The 19,745-nt window shown below is 65.3% G+C and carries 21 protein-coding genes; 10 read left to right on the top strand and 11 right to left on the bottom strand.

All coding sequences use genetic code 11. The annotated features are described in order from the left end of the window. The first annotated feature begins 48 nt into the window (after window positions 1-48). Complete coding sequence (locus tag VLY81_RS02960) at window positions 49-396, top strand: hypothetical protein (RefSeq protein ID WP_324669537.1); 348 nt, start codon at window positions 49-51, stop codon at window positions 394-396. A gap of 9 nt (window positions 397-405) precedes the next feature. Then, entirely contained in the window at window positions 406-1,002 is a 597-nt protein-coding gene (locus VLY81_RS02955) for a hypothetical protein (RefSeq protein ID WP_324669536.1), read from the top strand. A gap of 10 nt (window positions 1,003-1,012) precedes the next feature. Here VLY81_RS02955 and istB read toward each other — a convergent pair whose 3' ends face one another. Genes istB through istA form a run of 3 tightly spaced genes read right to left on the bottom strand, consistent with a single transcriptional unit; the run spans window position 1,013 to window position 3,308 of the window. Next, window positions 1,013-1,855, bottom strand: a complete 843-nt coding sequence (gene istB, locus VLY81_RS02950) for an IS21-like element helper ATPase IstB (protein WP_324669535.1) — start codon at window positions 1,853-1,855, stop codon at window positions 1,013-1,015. Then, window positions 1,852-2,097, bottom strand: coding sequence for a hypothetical protein (locus tag VLY81_RS02945; RefSeq protein ID WP_324669534.1), 246 nt, complete (start codon window positions 2,095-2,097; stop codon window positions 1,852-1,854). The genes istB and VLY81_RS02945 overlap by 4 nt, the downstream gene beginning before the upstream one ends. Next, on the bottom strand, window positions 2,082-3,308 hold the full coding sequence (gene istA / locus VLY81_RS02940; protein WP_324669533.1) for an IS21 family transposase: 1,227 nt from the start codon (window positions 3,306-3,308) through the stop codon (window positions 2,082-2,084). The genes VLY81_RS02945 and istA overlap by 16 nt, the downstream gene beginning before the upstream one ends. Before the next feature lie 191 nt (window positions 3,309-3,499). Between istA and VLY81_RS02935 the strand changes: the two genes are divergently transcribed. Next, window positions 3,500-3,850 (top strand): hypothetical protein, encoded by a 351-nt coding sequence (locus VLY81_RS02935; RefSeq protein ID WP_324669532.1) that lies wholly within the window; start codon window positions 3,500-3,502, stop codon window positions 3,848-3,850. 181 nt (window positions 3,851-4,031) lie between these two features. Here VLY81_RS02935 and VLY81_RS02930 read toward each other — a convergent pair whose 3' ends face one another. From VLY81_RS02930 to VLY81_RS02910, 5 genes are all read right to left on the bottom strand, one after another. After that, on the bottom strand, window positions 4,032-4,799 hold the full coding sequence (locus VLY81_RS02930; RefSeq protein ID WP_324669531.1) for a KDGP aldolase: 768 nt from the start codon (window positions 4,797-4,799) through the stop codon (window positions 4,032-4,034). A gap of 145 nt (window positions 4,800-4,944) precedes the next feature. Next, the gene (locus VLY81_RS02925) at window positions 4,945-6,174 is read right to left on the bottom strand and encodes an ABC transporter substrate-binding protein (protein WP_324669530.1); all 1,230 of its coding nucleotides are present in this window, start codon (window positions 6,172-6,174) and stop codon (window positions 4,945-4,947) included. 162 nt (window positions 6,175-6,336) lie between these two features. Continuing rightward, entirely contained in the window at window positions 6,337-7,191 is an 855-nt protein-coding gene (locus tag VLY81_RS02920) for a carbohydrate ABC transporter permease (protein WP_324669529.1), read from the bottom strand. A gap of 4 nt (window positions 7,192-7,195) precedes the next feature. Continuing rightward, the gene (locus VLY81_RS02915; RefSeq protein WP_324669528.1) at window positions 7,196-8,056 is read right to left on the bottom strand and encodes a carbohydrate ABC transporter permease; all 861 of its coding nucleotides are present in this window, start codon (window positions 8,054-8,056) and stop codon (window positions 7,196-7,198) included. 33 nt (window positions 8,057-8,089) lie between these two features. After that, window positions 8,090-9,262, bottom strand: coding sequence for a M20 family metallopeptidase (locus VLY81_RS02910; protein ID WP_324669527.1), 1,173 nt, complete (start codon window positions 9,260-9,262; stop codon window positions 8,090-8,092). A 133-nt stretch (window positions 9,263-9,395) separates the two neighbouring features. Between VLY81_RS02910 and VLY81_RS02905 the strand changes: the two genes are divergently transcribed. From VLY81_RS02905 to VLY81_RS02880, 6 genes are all read left to right on the top strand, one after another. Beyond that, complete coding sequence (locus tag VLY81_RS02905) at window positions 9,396-10,214, top strand: IclR family transcriptional regulator (protein ID WP_324669526.1); 819 nt, start codon at window positions 9,396-9,398, stop codon at window positions 10,212-10,214. A 50-nt stretch (window positions 10,215-10,264) separates the two neighbouring features. Further along, window positions 10,265-11,113 carry a xylulokinase gene (locus VLY81_RS02900; RefSeq protein WP_324669525.1) on the top strand — a complete coding sequence of 283 codons (849 nt, stop codon included), beginning with the start codon at window positions 10,265-10,267 and terminating at the stop codon, window positions 11,111-11,113. A gap of 214 nt (window positions 11,114-11,327) precedes the next feature. Beyond that, window positions 11,328-12,560: a transposase gene (locus VLY81_RS02895; protein WP_324669524.1), complete on the top strand. Its 1,233-nt coding sequence runs from the start codon at window positions 11,328-11,330 to the stop codon at window positions 12,558-12,560. After that, complete coding sequence (locus VLY81_RS02890; protein ID WP_324670321.1) at window positions 12,467-12,883, top strand: transposase; 417 nt, start codon at window positions 12,467-12,469, stop codon at window positions 12,881-12,883. Before VLY81_RS02895 ends, VLY81_RS02890 begins: the two co-directional genes overlap by 94 nt. A gap of 186 nt (window positions 12,884-13,069) precedes the next feature. Then, window positions 13,070-13,660 (top strand): xylulokinase, encoded by a 591-nt coding sequence (locus VLY81_RS02885; protein ID WP_324669523.1) that lies wholly within the window; start codon window positions 13,070-13,072, stop codon window positions 13,658-13,660. Further along, the gene (locus VLY81_RS02880; RefSeq protein WP_324669522.1) at window positions 13,647-14,777 is read left to right on the top strand and encodes a PLP-dependent aminotransferase family protein; all 1,131 of its coding nucleotides are present in this window, start codon (window positions 13,647-13,649) and stop codon (window positions 14,775-14,777) included. Before VLY81_RS02885 ends, VLY81_RS02880 begins: the two co-directional genes overlap by 14 nt. A 109-nt stretch (window positions 14,778-14,886) precedes the next feature. Here the strand turns inward: VLY81_RS02880 and VLY81_RS02875 are convergent, their stop codons facing one another. Then, the gene (locus VLY81_RS02875; protein ID WP_405001278.1) at window positions 14,887-15,786 is read right to left on the bottom strand and encodes a transposase; all 900 of its coding nucleotides are present in this window, start codon (window positions 15,784-15,786) and stop codon (window positions 14,887-14,889) included. After that, window positions 15,774-16,286, bottom strand: coding sequence for a transposase (locus VLY81_RS14510; protein WP_405001277.1), 513 nt, complete (start codon window positions 16,284-16,286; stop codon window positions 15,774-15,776). Before VLY81_RS14510 ends, VLY81_RS02875 begins: the two co-directional genes overlap by 13 nt. 413 nt (window positions 16,287-16,699) lie before the next feature. Here VLY81_RS14510 and VLY81_RS02870 point away from each other — a divergent pair, with 413 nt between their 5' ends. Continuing rightward, complete coding sequence (locus tag VLY81_RS02870; RefSeq protein ID WP_324669521.1) at window positions 16,700-18,394, top strand: IS1634 family transposase; 1,695 nt, start codon at window positions 16,700-16,702, stop codon at window positions 18,392-18,394. 87 nt (window positions 18,395-18,481) lie between these two features. Here the strand turns inward: VLY81_RS02870 and VLY81_RS02865 are convergent, their stop codons facing one another. After that, window positions 18,482-19,681, bottom strand: coding sequence for an IS1634 family transposase (locus VLY81_RS02865; RefSeq protein ID WP_324669520.1), 1,200 nt, complete (start codon window positions 19,679-19,681; stop codon window positions 18,482-18,484). Between the last annotated feature and the right edge of the window lie 64 nt (window positions 19,682-19,745).

Raw genomic sequence — 19,745 nt, 5'->3', positions numbered from 1 at the left:
CTCCCGAGCCAACACAAACCAGAAGGGCTCGGGAGGTGAGCGCCACCGATGCGGCGGTGGCTGCGAGATCTGGTTCGATATGCCCACCAAAAGCTCCTGCCACCCGGCGCCTGGCGGCAAGCTCGCGATGGCCGCAAGCGGCCGGAGATCCTGCCCGGCACGCTGTGGCTGACGGCGTGGATGGGCTTTTTGCTGCAACTGCCCAGTTGGGAGCAGCTGGAGCGCCTGGCTCGGCGCCATTTCCGCCAACTGTTGCCCCGAGGTCAGCGCCCGCCGTCGGCGGATGCCCTGCGGGACGGGATGGACCGGGTCGACCTGGAGGCGCTTGAGCGCTTGTTCATCCAGGTCATGAAGGCGATCAAGGCCATGAAGGCGGTGCCCTTTTTCGAGGGCTAGGGCTGGCGGGTGGCGGCCGTGGACGGCACCCACTTTTTCACGTCGGCGCTCCATAAATGCGAGCATTGCCGGGCGCAGCCTCACCGGGATGGGAGCATCACGTACGACCATGCGGCGGTGTTCTGCCACGGGGTCGGCCCGGCGCCCCGGCTGTTTTGGGGCTACGAGCCGGTGCACCCCGGGGAAGGGGAGACGACCGCCGCGCTGCGGCTGTTGGCGTGGCTGTACACCCACTTCAAGCACTTCGTCGACGTGCTGCTCTTCGATGCGGGCTTTGCGAAGGCGCCGTTTCTGAGGGCGGTGCGGCGTTACGGCTACCATTTCGTGGTGCGCCTGGAAGATGAGCGGATGCTGATCGTGCAGGACGCCATGGGGCTGTTTGCGCGCCGTCGGCCGGACCGGCAGTGGGTGGAGGTGGGCCGGCGGGGCAAGCCCCCGGTGGAGGTCAAGGCGTGGGAGGACGAAGGGTTTACCAGTTGGGAGGGGATGCCGCCGCTGCGGGTGGTGTACGTGGAGGAGACGGAGCTTTCGGGCCGGCGGGCTGTCAATGGCCACTTGAAAAACCGCACTTTTGGCCACGGAAATCCCGCAGTCGTGGCCAGGTAGATGGCGAGATCTACGTGGGGGTCCCTCCCTCCCCTCTGCCCCCCGCCCGTAGGGCGGGGGCCGCCGAGCCTTCGGGCAGGGTGCCGTTGGCCTTGGGCGGCGCCAGCCGGCTGCGCATCCGGTAGCTTTCGCCCTTGAGGGTGATGACGTGGGCGTGGTGCAGCAGCCGATCCAGCACCGCCGCGGCGGTGGCCGGGCTATCGAAGAGCGATCCCCATTCCTGGAACTCCAGGTTGCTCGTCACGATGAGCGAGCGCCGCTCATAGGCCTTGGCCACCAGCTGAAACAGGTAATCCGAGGCGGTGGCATCCATCTTCAGATAGCCCAGCTCGTCCAGGATGATGAGGTCATGCGCCAGAATGGCCTTCAGCTTCTGGGTCGTGCTGCCATCGGCAAGCGTCGAGTACAGCTCCTGCACCAGGTCCTGCACCGTCAGGAAGAGCACCCGGTAGCCGCGGTGGACCGCCTCGATGCCCAGACCGATCGCCAAGTGGCTCTTGCCGACCCCTGGCGGCCCCAAGAGCACGAGCGACTCGTGCGCCTCCACGAACTGCAGCGTGGCCAGGTCCCGGATGGTCTGGGCGCTCACCGACGTCTGGAAGGAGAAGTCGAAGCTGTCCAGCGTGCGCAGCATGGGAAAGCGGGCCGCCTTCAGGCGCTTGTCCCGCTGGGTGGCTTCCCGGGCCTGCACCTCGGCCTCCACGAGGTACGCCAAGAAGTCGAGGTAAGAGGGCTCTTCCTGAAGGGCCAGCTCGCTGACGGCGTCCAGCATCTCCCGGATGCGGCGCAGCTTCAACCGCTTGAGGCCCTGCTCGAGGCGGGCCCGATCGGCCGGAGCAATGGTGCGAATCATCGGGCCACCTCCTGGTAGTAGGAGAGATCCCGTCGCTCCACGTCGACCCGGTAGGGGAGCGAGAGCCGACGTTGGGCAGACGGCTGCGCTGGTTGGGGAAGGCTCCCCGGCGCCTTCTGCAGGCGCTCCACCAGGCGCTTGAGGATGCCGTAGCCGTAAGCCTCGAAGCGAATGGCCCGCTGCATGGCCTGCTCCAGCACGTCGGCTGGGCAGCTCTCGGCCAGCGTTACGATGCGCTCCATCTGCTCCCGCAAATGCCCGCTGCGAGACCGGCTGAGGCCCTCCAGGTACGTTCGGGCACTGGGGGCCAAGGCCTCAAGCGAGCCTGAAGGGGATGGGCCGGTTGGCGGCGCGCTTGGTGCTGCGGGTAATGGTCGTCCCGAATCATCACCCGCCCTCGCCCGGGGACGAGCGCGATCCGGTCCACCACCTGGCCGTCCTCCAGGATCTCGATGTGGTGCTCGAAGCGCCGGTAACTCACGGGTCGGCGGGCAAAGCGGGCCGGCACCGAGTACCGGTTTCCCTCGACGGAGATGAGGTTGGTGCGGGTGGCCTTCCGCTGCTCCAGGATGCCCTGCGGAGCGCTCAGCGCCAGCGGCTTGAGGTGGGGCGCCTCCTGCGCCAGCCGGTCCCACGGCACCGCCCCGGTCGTGGCGTGCACCCGGGCGTTGGCCACCGCGTCCATCCAGGCCCGGACCTGACGGTTGAGATCCGCCAGGTCCGTAAAGGCCCGGCCGTAGAAGAAGCCCCGGCGCACGTACTTGACCATGGACTCGACCTTGCCCTTGGACTCAGGGTCTCGGGCCCAGCAGGCCTTCGGCGCAAAGCCGTACAGGGCCGCCAGCTGCAAGAGTTCCTGCTGGTAGCGGACGACCCCGCCGACCCGCTCCGCCACCACGGTCTTGGCGTTGTCGAAGAGCAGGGTGCGAGGCACCCCGCCGATGTACTCGAAGGCCCGGTGCAAACACCCCGCCAGCGTGGCCATGGCCAGCGACGTGATGAACTCCACGTAGATCACGCGCGACCACGACAGCGTGAAGATGAAGGCGTACAGCCGCACCCGAGCCCCCTCGACGACGAGGGTTCCAAAGTGCCCCCAGTCCACCTGGGCCTGCTCCCCGGGCAGCGTCTCGATGGGCTTGTACTCCCGGACCGGGTGCGGCCGGATCTTGGCCACGAACCGGCGCACCGTACGGCGGGAACCCGTATAGCCCTGCTGGCGGATCTCCTGGTAGAGCCGTTCGGCCGTCAGTTCGGGCCAACGGGCCAGCCGGGCTGTGATATACTCGACGTAGCGGTCGATCTTGCGAGCCCGCTGGCGGTAGCGGGGAGGCTCCGCGGGGAGGGCGGGACCTTCCCAGTACTTGGCCACGCTGTCCCGGTGGATGCCGAGGCGTTTGGCCACCTGAACCTTCTTGAACCCTTCGTCACGCAAGCGCCGCAACTGGATCACCAACTCCTGTCCAACCAGGTTTGCTCGCTCCTTCGCCGGATCCGTCTGGGTGCTGCCCCAGCGGAGCCGATACGGGGGAGCGGGCATTTCCCCTACCTGGCCAGATGTGCGGATTTTTCGTGGCCATTCATGCTGGTTTTTCGTGACCATTTATGCCGATTTTAGCGTGGCCACGGACACGGGCCGGGACGGTGCATCGGATCCTGGCGGCCACGGATCTTTCGGCCAAGCAGGCCCCGCTGGAGACGGTCCGGACTTTCGTACACGCCCGTTGGGTCATCGAGAACACGGGTTTTCATGAAGCCAAAGGACGCTGGCACCTGGATCACGGCTACGTGCACACGGCCACGGCCATTCCGGCCGTTCACTGGTTGCAGATGCTGGCCATCAACGTGATGCGAATGTTCTTCCAGCGCCACCGGCGGGCCTTTGGCCGGGACGGTGAGACGCTGGCTGAAGCGGCCCGGGCCGTGGAAGGGGAGTTACGCTGGGGGCCCTCGTTGGATCGGGCCGTAAAGCAGCTCATCTGGGACACGAGCTGAGCGCCGGGCGAGGCCGTGGGCACGTAGCCGGGAGCCGGAAAGCCAGCCCCTGTTTGTCAGCCGGTTATGGCCCGGTGACGGATGATTGGTTGCGTCTTTCGGCCTGCGCGGTGGGCGGGGGCAATGCATGACGCTAAACCCTATTACCAATTGTTGGGAGCGCGATTTCTGCTGTCAGGGGTTAAGCCTTGCCGGTTACAGTCCTCGCGATGGCAACGCAACGTCTGAACTTCTGGATGTCCAGCTCTCCGTCACCGGATAAGAGCGCTCCATAAAGGTGCGGCATCACGCTGACTCCCTCCGCCAGCGCCGCTTCGAGTATGATTGCCAGGTTATCCGGAGTGATACCACCAGTAGGCTCTATCAACGGGATCCCTGCGGACGCTGCCGCGCGCGCCACCGCCCGCACGTGGTGCACCGCCTCACGACACCTGAGCGGGAAGAGCTTCACGGAGAAAACGGACGCGTCCCTCAAGTAGGCCATGGCCTCCTCGGCCGGCACTTCCGTGGGCCCCTGTCGGCGGCCCCATTCCCGCCCCGCCGGCCCGGTCGCGATGATCACCTTTCCGGGCGTCGAGCCCGGATTGACCAGAGCATTGACCACGGTGCGTTGGTTGCCGGCGCCACGCAGATACCCGGCTGAGTATCCAGCGCACGCGAAGGGTTGGTTCAAGTGCACCGGCCGGGTGCGCACTGCGACCTCAAGGGCAGCTCGCCACTGCGTGGGATCTCCCTCACCCAACCCGACCGAGATACGATCCACACTCGCCTGGACTGCTTGGATTGCCTCAACAGCTGCGTCCACGCTTGAGTACTCCCGCACCAAAAAACCGAACAAACAAGCTCCCCCGGCGATCTCCATGGCCGCCTTCGCCGTGGCTACATCTCGCACCCTAACGTTCAGCGCGACGCGGCCCCCGATGAGCGGTATGTCAATCGTTTGTGTCACGATGCTACAGCTCCTTGTGTCGAGTACGTGGGGCGACGGGAAGGGCTCCTTGGGTCCCATCGCCCCACATCCATTTGACCTTTCCTCAGGGCCGTCCCCGCAACATCCAACGCGGTACAGACGTCACTACGCGCCGTGGAGGCCGCTACTTCCGTTCGATAATCTCGGTGATCTTCGCGTTGGCATCCGCTACCGCTTGCGCAGCGCTCTTCAGCCCAAGCAGCACTTCCTGTTGCATGACACCGAGCACGCTTGAGATCTCCGGGTAGCGCGGATGGAGAACGGGTGCTTTCGTGTATGGTAGGATTGGCAGCCACATCTGCACCAGGCTGTCCTTGGCGACGGCAGGGTCCTGGAGCGACGCCTTATTGGCCGGGAACTTCCCGTGTATCTGCCAGAGCGTCACGCCCGCCTTGGCTGATGACAGGAACGACAGGAACTCGAAGGCCTCCTTTGGATGCTTGGACTGTGTCGTGATGCAGATCCCGTCATCACCACCACCCGCTGCCACAGGCCGCCGCCTGACGGGCATCAGCGCTGCCCTTAGCTCCCCCTTAAGGGACGGGTTCATCTTCTCCGTGACGCCGAACTGCCACACTCCGCTTTCCACCATCGCAGCCACCTCGGCAGCGAAGATGGCGTTGTTCTCGGAGAAGCTGTTCTGGGGCGCGCTCGGGGGTACCACGTGGTACACTTTGTGCAGATTCGCCCAGAACTCGATCGCCTCGATAAACTCCGGGGTGTTGACCGTGGCCCGCTGCCCATCGCTGCTGAGCACATCTGCACCGTTGGTCATCCACCAATACGACAGGCGCCAGACTGAGCTGCCGTCACCCTTTCCGAACATTGCGAGGCCGTACCGGCCGTTACCTGTAAGCTTCTTGGCGTACTCCACGAAGCTCTCCCATGTTTTCGGCGGGTTGGCTGGGTCAAGGCCTGCCGCCCTCCACATCCGCGAGTTGTACACAAGGGCGGTTGGGCCGATCGCATACGGCATAAAGTACAAGTTGCCGTTGGCGTCCGAGAACTCCTCCAGAATGCCATCGCTGAACCGTTGCTTGATGGGCTCGGCGCTCTGGGCGATCAGGGGCTCCAGGTTGATGCAGTACCCCCTGTCGACCACAAAGCGCACGTTACTCGCCGTCTCCATGTACATGTCGGGACCCTGTCCACCGGCCATCCTGGTTGTGAGCTTCGTGAGACGCTCCGTGTCCGTTACCTGTTCGGGAACGATGGAAATGCCGGGATGCGTTCTCTCGAATTCTGCGATCAACGTCTTGAGGCCGGTCGCCGCAGGTTCCTCTCCGAAGTACCACGACATTAGTCGCAGCTCTACCTTCTGAGCCGCCGCCACCGGCACCGCGGTCACCAGCACCCAGGTCACCATGAAGGCAACAAGGGAAACATACACACGCCGAGTCCGATCGGGTCCCGAGTTACGCATCCGATACCCACCTTTCATCCATGGTTTCTGTCCAGCGGCAACGTAAGCACCTACCCACCCTGACGTCCCTCGCCATTCCCACCCCCGTACCGGCTACTTCAACGCACCGGCGGTGAGGCCGGAAATGAGGTACTTGGAGGCGAAGAAAAACAAGAGAATGGGAGGCAACGACGCGACCATCCCCGCGGCCATGAGTTCGTTCCAGGCAACGCTGTACTCCCCGAACAGGTACGCGATCCCGACGCCTATCGTGTACCGCTTATCCGAACTCGTGAGGACGTAGGCAAACGTGAATTCGTTCCAGGCCAGGAGAAAGGAGAAGATGGCCGTTGCCACGATGCCGGGCAGGATCACGGGCAGGATGACCCTCCAGAACACGTTGCCCGGTGAGCACCCGTCGATCAGCGCTGCCTCGTCCAGGTCGACGGGTATCGTGTCGAGATATCCCTTCATGATCCACACGCTGAACGGCAGCAGGTAGGCCGTGTAGGTGATGATCAGTGCCCACAACGTGTCGAACAGCCCGGCCGCGGACATGACCTTGAAGTAGCTGATGAGCAATAGCATGGGCGGCACCATCTGAGTGCCCATCATGGCCAGCAAAACCCAGTTGGACCCTCGGAAACGGAATCTCGACAGTCCGTAAGCTGACATGGACGAAACGGTAACCGCAATCAGCATGGAGGCCAGTGCCACAAAAGCGCTGTTGAGCAGGTAGATGCCGTACGGACGATGAGACCACATTTCGACGTACGCAGCGATGGTAGGCTTACCCGGTATCCACTGCACCGGAAACTTGAAGGTTTCGCTCTCGGGCTTTAACGAGGTTGACAGGATCCAGAAGAACGGGAGCAGCACGAAGACTGTCACTAGGCCAAGGGAGGCGTAGGTGTACAGCTTGTCTGCGGTTCGCAGCCAGCGCCGATATCTTAGGAAGGCCATGCCCATCCTCCTACACGTACTGGTCTTGGTGCCGGGAGGTACGGAGGTACAGGTATGTCAACAAGCCAAGCACGCCAAACATGATCACGGCAAGCGCGGCAGCAGGGCCGGTACGGTAAAACACGAACGCCAGGCGGTAAATCAGCGTGGCAAACACCTCGGTCTGGTTCGCGGGGCCACCGTGGGTCATCACCCAAATAAGGTCGAAGTACTTCACCGTACCGATCAGGTCGAGCATCATCGCGATGAGCATGATCCGGGACATGGACGGCAGTGTTACGCCCCAGAATTTCTGCCACGCGTTCGCGCCGTCTACGCTGGCGGCCTCGTAGAGGTAGGCAGGGATCGACTGGAGTCCCGCCAGCAGGATGATGGATACGAAGGGGAATCCCCGCCACAGATTCGCCACGAGCAGGGATGGCATCGCAAGGGACGGTTCCGACAGCCATGCCAACGGCTGCCTGATCAGGCCGAGCTTCAGCAGGATGGGGTTCATCAGCCCAAACGGGAGATGGTACATCCACGCCCAGGTTGTTGCCACAACGGCTGGAGGAAGCATCCACGGCAGGAGAACGACGTTGCGGAAGACGCGCTGCCCTGCCAGCGGCTTGTTGACCAGCATCGCAACCCAGAGGCCAAGGACGAGATGTCCCGCGACGCTCACAACGGTAAAGAGGATGGTATTCCCGAGCGCCTTCCAGAACACCTCCTCTTGAAGGAGTTCCACGAAGTTGCCGAGGCCGGGAAACGACGGGTTACTCAAGCTGGTCCGGAACACGTCCAGCACCGGCACCAGCAGGATGGCCCCGAGGACGACGATGGCCGGTACTGTGAACACGAAGCCTGCCCACGCTGACCTGCGCCCTGTCATGCTGCTGCTGGCCCCTTCGAGCTTCGCCCGCCTTCAACCGATGACGTCGGCGATGAGGTGAGCGTAGACCCGCGTGCCCGTCACCACGTCCTCGACGTAGTTGAACTCGTCGGGGATGTCAGAGACGCTGCCTCCGGTGAGGTGCAAGTACCAGGGACCGAACACGACGGTCGGTATACCCAGGTTGTTGTTGAGCCAATGGGCATCGGTGAACCCCCCGGCGCCGGCGAGCTTCGCCTCCATCCCCGTGACCGCGCGCAACGCCTCACGACAGCGGTTGACGGGCTCCGAATCCGCGGGCACCTCGGAGGGTTCGACCACCATGACAGGCCGTGACTGCACGCGAGCGCCGGTGCCGGCGATGGCCTCCTCGGCGATGCGCTGGATCTCGTCGACGACATCGTCGACGCTCTCTCCGGGCAAGGTCCTTCTATCGATCACCACACGGCATGCCTCTGCGATGACGTTGGGCTTGATACCGCCTGCGATGGTGCCGAAGCTGTGCGTGGGTGAGGGAAGTATTTCGTGAGTGCGTTTGGCGAAGTGGCCCGGCAGCGTCGCGTCGAGAGCGGTGATGACCCGGCCCATGAGGCTAATGGCATTGACGCCCGACCACGGCCGTGCCGCCTGACCCGACTTGCCTCGCACTTCGACCTCGACCCAGACGACCCCGCGGTGGGCAATAGCTATGTGAGTGCCACTGGGCTCGCATACCACGGCCATATCGGCCTTCAGCTTCACCTGGCGGACGACGTATCCCGTCCCTTTGTGTCCGCCCGAGCTCTCGTCGGCTACGAGCATCAGTATCAGATCGCCACGGCGTCGCATGCCGCTTGCGATCACCGCTTCGGCCGCGCCGACCATGGCAGCGATGCCGGACTTCATGTCGCCGGCGCCTCGGCCGTATATCTTCCCGTCCTCAACCTGCCCTCCCAACGGGTCGCGCGTCCATCCCTCGCCCACGGGGCCCGTGTCGATGTGCCCGTTGAGGATGAGGGAGCGGCCACCACCCGTTCCCTTCAGGATGGCGACGACACTTGTCCGCAGCGGCTCCGGCTCGAAGTACGATACGTCGAACCCCGACCGCCGCAACCGCTCACCGAGGTGGTAGGCCACGTCTCTCTCGTTGCCGGGCGGATTCTCGGAGCGAATTCGCAGGATCTCCTGGAGAAGCGCGATGACCTCGTCGCCCCGCACGTACTGCACGGGTAAGTGCACAGCCTTCACCCCCTGTTGCATTGATTGCTCTTTCGGTTGCAAGTATTCGTCGTCCGGTTGCAGGATCCTCCCTGCACTTGCCGAAAAAGTGAAACGAGAGGTGTGGTCGGGAGGAACTCCCATGCCCAAGAGGTCCCTAGATGTCGTCACGGCGCGCCCCACGGAGCGAGCACTGGACGTCCTCGAGCTGTTGGCCGAGAGTGCCACCGGTACGAGCGTGAGCGAAGTAGCGGAGCGGATGCACTGTCACCGCAGCACGGCCTCCCGATTGCTCGCGACCCTGGCCGAGAGGGGGTATGTAGAGCGCCGGGCGGACGGGAGGTACGGTTTGGGACTGCGCATCCTCACCCTGGCCCACCGTGCCCTCGACAGCATGGAGATCCGCCGGCGAGCGAAGCCGTACCTGCAGTACCTAGTGAAGGTTAGCGAGGAGACGGTCAACATCGCGGTATTGGACGGCCTGGAAATCGTGTACATCGATCGGTTGATGGGCACCCAGCCCATCAGCCTCCGGACGCCCGTGGGGGCGCGTGCGCCCGCCCACTGCACGGCCATAGGGAAAGTGCTGCTGGCCGAGTTACCCGAGGAGGAGGCTCGCCGCAGGCTGTCTTCGCGTGTTCTGACGCCGTTCACGGCCTACACGGTGACCAACGTGGAGGATCTTATGCGGCAATTGAGCACCGTCCGCGCCCAAGGCTACGCCCTCAATGACCGGGAGCACCGCGAGGATTCGCGATGCATCGCCGCTCCGGTGCGGGACTACACAGGCAAGGGCATTGCCGCCATCAGCATCACCGCTCCCGTGTTTCGGATGTCCGAGGAGCGCATCAACGAGTTGGTGCCATATCTGAAAGCTGCCGCTCAGAACCTGTCCCGAGACCTCGGTTACGCGGTCGCGGGCGATTCGGTGGCCGGGCTCGCTGTGAGGGACGACCCCTGACCAGCCTCAGCCCCGGACGCCCGAGTCATCCAAGGCAAAGGGAGCACCTAATGGAAGCCATCCTGGGCTGCGACATCGGAACGACCACATGTAAAGCCATACTCGTAAGCCGAGACGGCGAGACCCTTGCAGAGGTCGTATTGCCTTATGCCGCTCGCGGCCCGGTCCATGATCCGCAGCAGTGGTGGGCAGCCGTACGTGACACCATCCGGTCCGTTATGGCTCGCGCATCCGGACATAGCGTGGTTGCCATGGGCCTTTGCGGGCGGGGGTCCGGGCTTGCGTTCCTCGGCGGCAACGGAGAGCCTCTGCCCGTCCCCTGGGCATCGCTCGCCTCAGAGGTGGGTCGCGTCCCTCGCGTCAAGACACGCCGATACAGCAAACTCGCCGCGTGGGGCCGGGCGGCGGAAGCGTTTCGCCGGGTGGACCCTGCCGCCGCCGACAGGCTGCGCAGCCTGTGTGGAGTCAAGGATTATATCAACTTCGTTCTGACGGGGAGGCTCGCCACCGATCCTTTCAGCGCCAACACACGGGAGTGGCCTAGGTCGACGGAGCGCTACCGTGTTCAGCGTTCGTGGCTGCCCCGGATCTCTCCCGGCGAGGAGCCCCTCGGGCCCCTCAAGAGCGACATCGCAGACGAGCTGGGCCTCCCACGCGGGATTCCCGTGGCGGTGGGCGGGCACGACGGCGTGTGCGCCAATCTGGGCGCAGGGATGGTGGAGGCGGGTCAGGGCTGCGTCACCCTGGGCACCGTCGGAGTGATCCGGGTCAACACGACGCGGCCCCTCTACCCCACGCGGTTTTGTCACACCTTCACCTATCCCTTTATCGACGGGCTCTGGGCGTCGGGCGGCGACCTGCCCACAGGAGGGGTGTCCGTGCTGTGGCTGGCTAGGTGACCGCTCGGAAACCGTACCCCACGGGGTATGAGCTGATGGGGTTTGAAGAATAGAAAGTCGATGATGAACGCCGGAGGGCTTTCTTGGACAGTAACCATTGATACACCTCTATGAGCTTTCTGTAGCTTTGTATTGCTGCACCGCTCTTGCGTTCACGCCCGTTTTCGTGGTACGATGCGGCTGGAAACCACCTCCGGGCAGGGAGTGGAGCGGCGTGCTGGGCCGGCGCAACCGGCAGACCACCTTCGACGACGTCACCTGGCGACAGCGCATCCCCAAGGACTCCTACTGGTGGCGGCTCCACGACTGGGCGGTGCAGAACCTGGACGAATCGATGTTTGCTCCGCTGTTTGACGCCCGCACCGGAAGGCCTTCGGTGAGCCCGGTCCACACGTTTCTGGCGCTGTTGATCCAGATGGAGAAGGGCTACTCGGACCGGGAGATGGAGCAGGAATCCCGCTTCGATGACCGGGTGAAGCTGGCGATTTTGGCGGGGCGGGACTTTGAGGGCATCGATGCGGTGACGCTGTGCGACCACCGCCGGCGCTTCTTGCAGCATGGCATCGCGGCGGCCATGCTGGAGAGGACCCTGGCCTCGGCCAAGCAGGCGGGGCTGTTTTCGCCGGAGCGCTCCCAGATCGTCGATTCCTTTCTCATCCACGGCGGGGCCGCCGTGCAGGACACCTACACCCTCATCCGCAAGGGTATCGTGCGGGTCCTGGCGGTGGCCCGGATGCACGAGCTGGACGGTCCGCTTTCGGCGGTACTGAAGCGCACCGATTACCACCAGCCGGGCAAGCCCCGGATCGACTGGGACGACGCCGAGGCCCGCCGACAGCTGCTCCAGGCGCTGGTCGACGACGCGTTGGCCCTGGTGGCGGCGGCGCGGGCGCTTGCGAAGGTGCCCGAGGACTTGAAGGCCATGGTGGACCTGCTGGAGCGGGTGGCCACCCAGGACATCGAGCGGGACCCGGACGGGACGGTCCGCCTCAAGCAGGGGGGTGGCCAAGGACCGGGTCATCTCGGTGGTCGACCCCGAGATGCGCCATGGCCACAAGACGGCCTCGAACCGGGCAGACGGCTACAAAGCCCATCTGATGACGGGCGGCGAGGGCCACCGGCTGGTCACCGCCGTCGCGGTGACGCCCGCCAACGCACCGGACGACGCGAGGCTGGAGGCGATGCTGGACGACCAGGAGCGGCACGGCCACCGCCCCCGCGGAGGTGCTGGGCGATCAGGCGTACTTCGACGTCGAGCGCGCCCGGCGCCAGGCCGAGAAGGGGACCCTCATCGTGGCCAAGGCGCCCCCGGCGACGAACCGGGAGGGGTACTTCTCGAAGGAGGCCTTCGCCCTGGACGCCGACGCCGGCACGCTCACCTGCCCCGCAGGGCAGACGGTCCGCTTCGACCCGGGCCGACTGCAGCACCACAAGGGGTTCGTGGTGAGCTTTGCGGCCGAGGCCTGCGGGGCCTGTCCCCTCAAGGCCCGCTGCACGCCGGCGGCGGCCCGTCAGGTCACGATCCACCCCTACGAGGTCGAGCTGCGGCAGGCTCGGGCGTACCAGCGCACCCCGGCCTTTCGGGAGCGCTACCGGCTGCGGGCCCGCATCGAGCGCATCGTGCGGCAGCTCAAGACCCACGGGGCCCGCAAGGCGCGCTACTGGGGTCGCATCAAGGTGCGCTTCCAGCTCCTGCTGGCCGCCATCAACCACAACATCAAGGAGGTGATGGCCGCCGGGCCACCCGTGGGGGTGGTGGGCCCCGCATGAGTAAGAAGCTGGAAGACAAGGAAAAGAGAAGGGAAACCGGGGGTTGGAAAGGCAGCACGACGCGCTCCGCCCTCCCGTCGAAGGCCGCGATTGGGTCGAGCTCGAACCCGCTGGCCGCATGCCTGACCTTTCAAACCCCCTACCAAAGGCCCGATTCAACAGGAAACCGAGCAGTCACCTAGGCTGGTGGGGTTGTTGGAGGCCAGGCAACCCCTTGCTGCTGCGCACCTGTCCGAGGTGTACAAAACGCTGGACGAGTGGGCGGCTGGCTCGATTCCGGGGTGCCGGGGGCTCTTGTTCCTGCCGTACGTCCACGGGGCTGAGGTGCCAGCGTTCCGGCCCAATGCGACGGGGGCCTTTCTGGGGCTGCGGCCGGAGCATGATGTCCGAGACCTGGCACGCGCTGTGCTGGAGGGAGTCTCTCTGGGCCTTCGCGAGATAGTGGACGTGCTGCAAAGGCGAGGCGTTATCATCACCCGTCTGTCGCTGACGGGAGGCGGTGGACGCAGTCGTCAATGGCCCCGGATCCTCGCAAGCGTTCTCGACAGACCGCTCGAACTGATGACCCGAGAAGTGTCGGCTCTGGGAGCAGCAATGCTGGGGGCTGTCGCCAGCGGGATCCACCCGTCGCTTCAAACCGCCGTTCGACACATGGCGGCAACGCCTGAACGGGTCGTCGAACCGGAGCCAGCCTGGACGGAAGCCTACAAGGCGGTCCATACGGAGTTTCGAAGGGCTCTTGCCGCGAACTGGAGGGTGCGACTTGATCACGTATGAGGACATCGGGGTTACCCCAGTTATCAACGCGAGCGGGATGATGACCCGCCTGGGGGGCGCCTCCCTGAGCCCGGCCGTAGCCTCGGCCATGGCCCATGCGGGGGCCGCGTACGTCGACATGGACGTCCTCAAACAGCGCGCTGGTGCGATGATAGCTAAGTGGGCCGGCGCTGAATCCGCCTGGGTCACCTGCGGCGCAGGAGCCGGGATTGCTATCATGACAGCCGCTTGTGTGGCCGGAACAGACCCTCGTCGCATAGAGCGGCTGCCCAACGCGGATTGGCAGCCCCGCGAGATCGTGGTGCAGAGTGGGCACCTGATTAACTTCGGTGCCCCCATAGCGCAGATGATACGCCTCGGCGGCGGAGAACCCCGCCCGGTCGGGTGGGCAAATGCCACTCCCGCGGAACTGTTCGCAGCGTCGTTGGACGACCATGTTGCCGCCGTCCTCTTCGTGCAGTCCCACCACTGCGTCCAGAAGGGAATGCTGCCGCTCGCCGACGTGATCCGGCTCGCTCATGGCCGGGGTATCCCCGTCCTAGTCGACGCCGCTGCGGAGACCGACTTGAGGTCGTACATCGAAGCGGGAGCGGACCTGGTCACGTATAGCGGCGGAAAAGCGTTCGGTGGGCCGACCTCCGGGATCATATGCGGAAAGGAAAGCCTTGTCGCCGCATGCCGCGCCCAGGAGCAGGGGATCGCTCGCGCGATGAAGGTCGGGAAAGAGACCATCATGGGGCTGTTGACCGCCCTTTCGACCTACGTGGCCCGATCCCCCACGGAACTGCTGGCGCCACTGACTCGCGTGGCCGAAGAGCTCCTTGCCGGCCTCAAAGAGCTGCCGTACACCCGCGCCTACATTGAACGCGACGAAGCCGGGCGCCCGATCGTCCGGCTGGTGATGCAGTTGGACGAGGTTCGCCTCGGCTTTACCGCCGCGGCGCTCGTCGACTGGCTGGCGCGCACCACTCCTCCGGTTATGGTGCGCACCCATCGCGTTAACCTAGGGATCATCGCCTTCGATCCTCGCCCGTTGCGCCCACCGGATGTGCCGGTAGTTATACGCCTTGTCCGTGAGGCTTACGCGAGCCTGCGATCTGGCGGCGCTCAATCCTAGTTAGTGCCTCCTGACAAAATCACTGTCCGTCGTTAGAGGGGAGTCTGAACCTTTAGCAACCCCAGCTCGTCATGCCGCCCTGTCCGGTCCTGCCCCGGCGGGGGTCTGCTCAGGCGCCTGCCGGGGCCAGGGCCAGCAGCCGGCGGGCCGCCCGGGTCAGGTTGTGGGCAAAAACGCCCTCCCCGCTCCAGGTCGCCGCCCGGTCGGCACCCCGATAGCGGCTGCGGTCGAGCTCAAAGGCGTGCTTGAGGTGCGCAATGCGCCCCTCCTGGCCGCTGCGCCAGCGGAGCAACCGCCGAAAGGCCCGGCGTCGCTCGAAAAGTCGACGAGCCCGACCGCCTCGGGCCGGCAGGGCCACGTGCGCGATGCCCATCGCCCGAAGGGCCGCCTCGTTGGCCCGGCTGCTCATGCCCCGGTCGGCGGCCACGGCTCGGGGCGTGGCTCCGACCGCGTGGATGTGGCCCGCCACGGCGTCCACCAGCAAGCTGTCGTCGCTGGGATTGCCGACATGCAGCCGCCAGTGGCTGATGAAGCCCTCCTGGGTCTCCACCAGGGTCAGCTTGTAGCCGAACTCGACGGGCTTCGAAAGCTTCCCCCGCCGGATGGGGCGCGCATCCGGGTCGAAGAGGCTGACCAGCCGGTCCGGGATGGTCCGGATGCCCTGCAAGCGAAGCCGGGTCTGCTCCAGCACCCGGCGCAGGCGGCGGGTGTACGTGACCAGACCCTGCGCGAGGGCCCGGTAACGAGCGCCGACCGCCGGACCGAGCTGTCGGATGCGGCGCTGGACAGCCCGAGCCATGCGCTCGGCCTCCTGAAGCGTCTGCTCGGCCCGCCGAGCCACTTCGGCGGTAAGCCGGTCCACCTCGGCCTGGGCCTTCTCCTCCCCGGCGAAGCACCTGGCCGATGCGGCGCAGCCGGCGGCGGACCGAACGCAGGCGGTCTCGGACCGAAAGGCGTACCCGATGCCGGCTTCCTTGGCCCGGCGCATCAGCCGCGTCAGCACCCGCACCCGTCGGCCAGCAGGCCCGCGTCGGTGGGGTGATGGATGTTGGCTTCCACCACCGTGGTGTCCACCCGGATCCGCTGGCCGTGGCGCTTCATCAGCCGCGCCTCCACCAGCTGGGCCATCAGGGCGTCGTTGAGTTGCTCGATGACTTCCGGACCCAGTCGGTGCGTCAGCTTGATGAGGGTGGTGGCATCGGGCACCTTGTCGGTCAAGCGCAACCGGCAAAAGCGCCGCCAGACCAGGCTGTCGGCCACTTCCTTGACGAGGGCCTCGAAGCCCAGCCGGTACCGGCGCTTCAGGTACATCATGCGCAGGTACGTCTCCAGGGGGATGGTGGGCCGACCCCGCCGGGCCGTGAGCTTGCGCCGGATAGGCTCCAGGAAGCGCTCGTCGTCCAGCAGCCGGTCGATGATGGCCAGCTCCTTGGGCAGCTCGAAGAGCTGGGGGTCGATGAGGCTTTCGAAGAGGTCCGCCTTGAACGCCACGTTGCGGTCCCGACGCACGATGCCATGCCTCCTGGGGCCGATTTTAGCATCATTCGGTCTCGGGGAGGAGAGGGGTAAGCCCGTCACGACGGGCTTTGCTGGACGAGTTTATCAGGGGCAACTAACTAGCGTGACTTTCCGCTTTACGGGTCTTCCGGCTCTGCGCATTTCCAGATCGGGACCGGGTGGGGAAGCTCTCGCCATCTTTGCTCGTTTCCACCACCATGGGATGTAACGACCTGGATGCAGCTCCCATAACTGGGAGTCTGGGCTCCTAGGACATGTATTACCCTCGTCCAGTCCGGGGAAACGCGCTCACCCAAAAGCCTCCCGATGCCCCATGAAGACAGCCCAAAATGTTGGCCGCGGGCAGCAGGATCTTCGGGTCCGGACTGCGAAGGGCGTATTACCCCCGAGGGGAGAGACGCCCGGTGGCTACCATTATTCGGAAACGCAAGGGGAACGGCCTGTACTACTACGCCGTCGAGGTCCGGCGGGTGAACGGCCAGCCCCGCATCGTCTGGCAGAAGTACCTGGGCAAGCTGGAGGACATCGTCCGGCGCAAAGAGGAGCCGACCCCCAAGCCGGTCACCGCTAAGCTCTTCGACTTCGGCGCGGTGGCCGCCCTGTGGACCATCGCCCGAAGGCTGCGCCTCGTCGAGCACGTCGACGCCCACGCCCCCAAGCGAGACCAGGGCCCCAGCGTGGGCGAGTACATGCTGATCGCGGCCCTCAACCGGGCGGTGGCGCCCACCAGCAAGGCGAAGATGGGCGAGTGGTTCGAAGGCACCGTGCTGCGCCGGCTGATGCCCCATGTGAAGGCCCGGCAGCTTTCCAGCCAGCGCTTCTGGGATCACATGGACCGCCTGGATGCCGAAACGTTGCGGGCCATCGAGCGGGACCTGACCGCCCACATGGTCCGGGAGTTCGCGTTGGACTTGCGGGCGCTCGTCTACGACACCACCAACTTCGTCACCTACATCGACTCGGCCACCGACTCCGCGATCCCCCAGCGAGGGGCGAGCAAGGCCAAGCGCTTCGACCTCAAGCAGGTGGGGCTGGCCCTTTTGGTGACGCTCGATTTCCACGTGCCGCTCTTCCATGACGCCTACCCGGGCCATCGGCACGACAGCCGGGAGTTCGAAAGCGTCGTCGACGAACTGGTCGCACGCTACCGGATGCTGGCCGAGCAGTGCGAGGACATCACCCTCATTTTGGACAAGGGCAACAACGCCCGCCCCAACTACCAGCACCTGCAAGGCTACCACGTGGTGGGCTCCCTGGTCCCCTCCCAGCATCCGGACCTGCTTTCCATCCCCAAATCCGCCTTCCACCCCCTCCAAGGGCAGTGGGCCGGGCACTGGGCTTACCGGACCACCCAGACCGTCTTCGGACGGCCCCACACGGTGCTGCTGGTCTACCACGAAACGCTCTTCTTGGGGCAACTCCAGGGCATGACGACGAAGTTGAAAAAGGCGACCCAGGCCCTGCGGGAGATCAGCGCCCGCCTGGAGCGCTATCGCCAGCATCGACGCGGCCAGCCGCCCACGCTGGAGGGCGTGAAACGCCAGGTCGAGGGCATTTTGAAAGGAGAGTCCTTGCACGAGTTGATTCACATTGACCTCCGCCTGGAAGAGGGACTGCCGGCCCTCCACTTCGAAATCGACCATGCCGCCTTGCAGGCCCTGGCCGAGCGGCGCTTTGGCAAGACGCTGTTGTTCACCGACCAGGCCAGCTGGACCGACGAGCAGATCGTGGCCGCCTACCGGGGCCAGGCGCACGTGGAGCGGGCCATCCGGCAGATGAAAGATCCCCACTTCGAAAGCTTTCGGCCCATGTTCCACTGGACCGACGGCAAGATCCGGGTGCACGCCTTTTACTGCGTGATGGCCCTGGCCCTCGCCTCCCTGTTGCTGCGCGAGGTGCACCGCCGGGCCCAGGCCCGGGGGATGGAGCCGCCGGTCGACAGCATCCCTGAGTTGGTGGACACGCTGGGGGGCATCCACGAGGTGGCCCACCTCTACCCCCTCGCGTCCAAGATCCCCGGCCATCTGACCCTCTCCGAGATGTCCCCCCGCCAGCGCCTCCTCTTCGACCTGCTCGAGCTGGCCGCCCTGGCCCCTTGAGCTGGGGTAATACACCGGCACCCACCCCAAAGGCCGGTCATGACGCTCTTTTCGGCCCATCGCGCGCACATAACTCGTAAAGTCACGCTAGGCGGAAGTTCCTGGCCTCCGATCCGGTGTCAGTGCCCATGACGACCGCATTTCAAGGGGATTCAACGGTGCACCCCTTCTGGCTGCGAGGGGAACCCCCAAGAGCTGGAAGATCCGGCGGTGGAGGGGTTCGGGTTCGCCGAGGATCGTGACCTCCTGCCCGGCCACCTCCGCGGTGTGGCGCTGCAGCGTCTCAAGCTGCATCATCAGCCCCTCGAAGGACTGGCGGGGGTCTTCCTCGAGCAGCGGCCGCAGGGCCCGCTCCATGTGCCAGCGCACGTAGAGGGCCAGCATGCACAAGAACGTGTGGGCCCGCACCCGGTCCTCCAGCCGGTGGTAGACCGGGCGCAGGTCCAGGGCGCTTTTCATCGCTCGGAAGTTCTGCTCGATCTGGTGCAGCGACTGGTAGGTGCGTTGCACCTGGACCGGGTCCATCCGGTCGGCCGAGACGTTCGTGTGCAGCATGTAGAACCCGTCCAGCTCCGCCTCCCGGGCGATGGATGCGGGGTCCCGCTGGAAGGCGAAGTGCCCGTCGCGGATGGTGAGGCGAAAGTGCTTGCCCATCTTCCAGCGGCCCAGCAGCTTGCCCACGGCCACCCCGATCTCATCCGCCGTCATGGGCTTGCGGCGGCGCCGGCGCACCCGGGCTTCGATTTTGGCCAGCTCCCGCTCCGTGGCCGAAAGCAGCGCCTCGCGCTTTTGCCGACGCGCCTCGGCCACCAGGGGATTGTAGCGGACCACCAGCCGCTCCCCGGGCCGGTCGGGGTCGGCGATCTCCGCCAGGTCCCGCCGGTCGAACAGGCCCGGCTGAAAGAACCCCTCATCCCGCAGTTTCTGGGTCTCCGGCGCCCGCAGGGCCGTGATCCACCCGAAGCCCACCGCCTCCAAGTCGCTCAATCGGGCCTTGACGATCATGCCCCGGTCGCCGACGAACACGACGCACTCGATGCCGAACGGAGTCCGGACCCGAGCAATCTGGGCCCGTAGCGTCTCCGGATCCCCCACGTCGCCGCGGAACGCCTCCACGGCCACCGGACAGGCCTCGTCATTTGTGAGCAGCCCCACGCGGAACTGCTTCTTGCCCCGCTTCTTGTCCCGGTTGTATCCGAAGCGGGCCAGTGGGCAGGTCTTCTGGTGCAGCAGGTGATAGGTGTAGACCTTGACGCCCTGCCGGCGGCGGGCGGTCTCGATGTGCATGGCGGTGGCTACGCGTCTTACGGCCCAATGATGCCATTCCATGAATGTGGAGGCAAGTCATGGC

This window comes from Limnochorda sp. LNt, assembly GCF_035593265.1.
Lineage (GTDB): Bacteria > Bacillota > Limnochordia > Limnochordales > Geochordaceae > Geochorda > Geochorda subterranea.
This window is presented reverse-complemented; position numbering and strand designations above follow the sequence as displayed.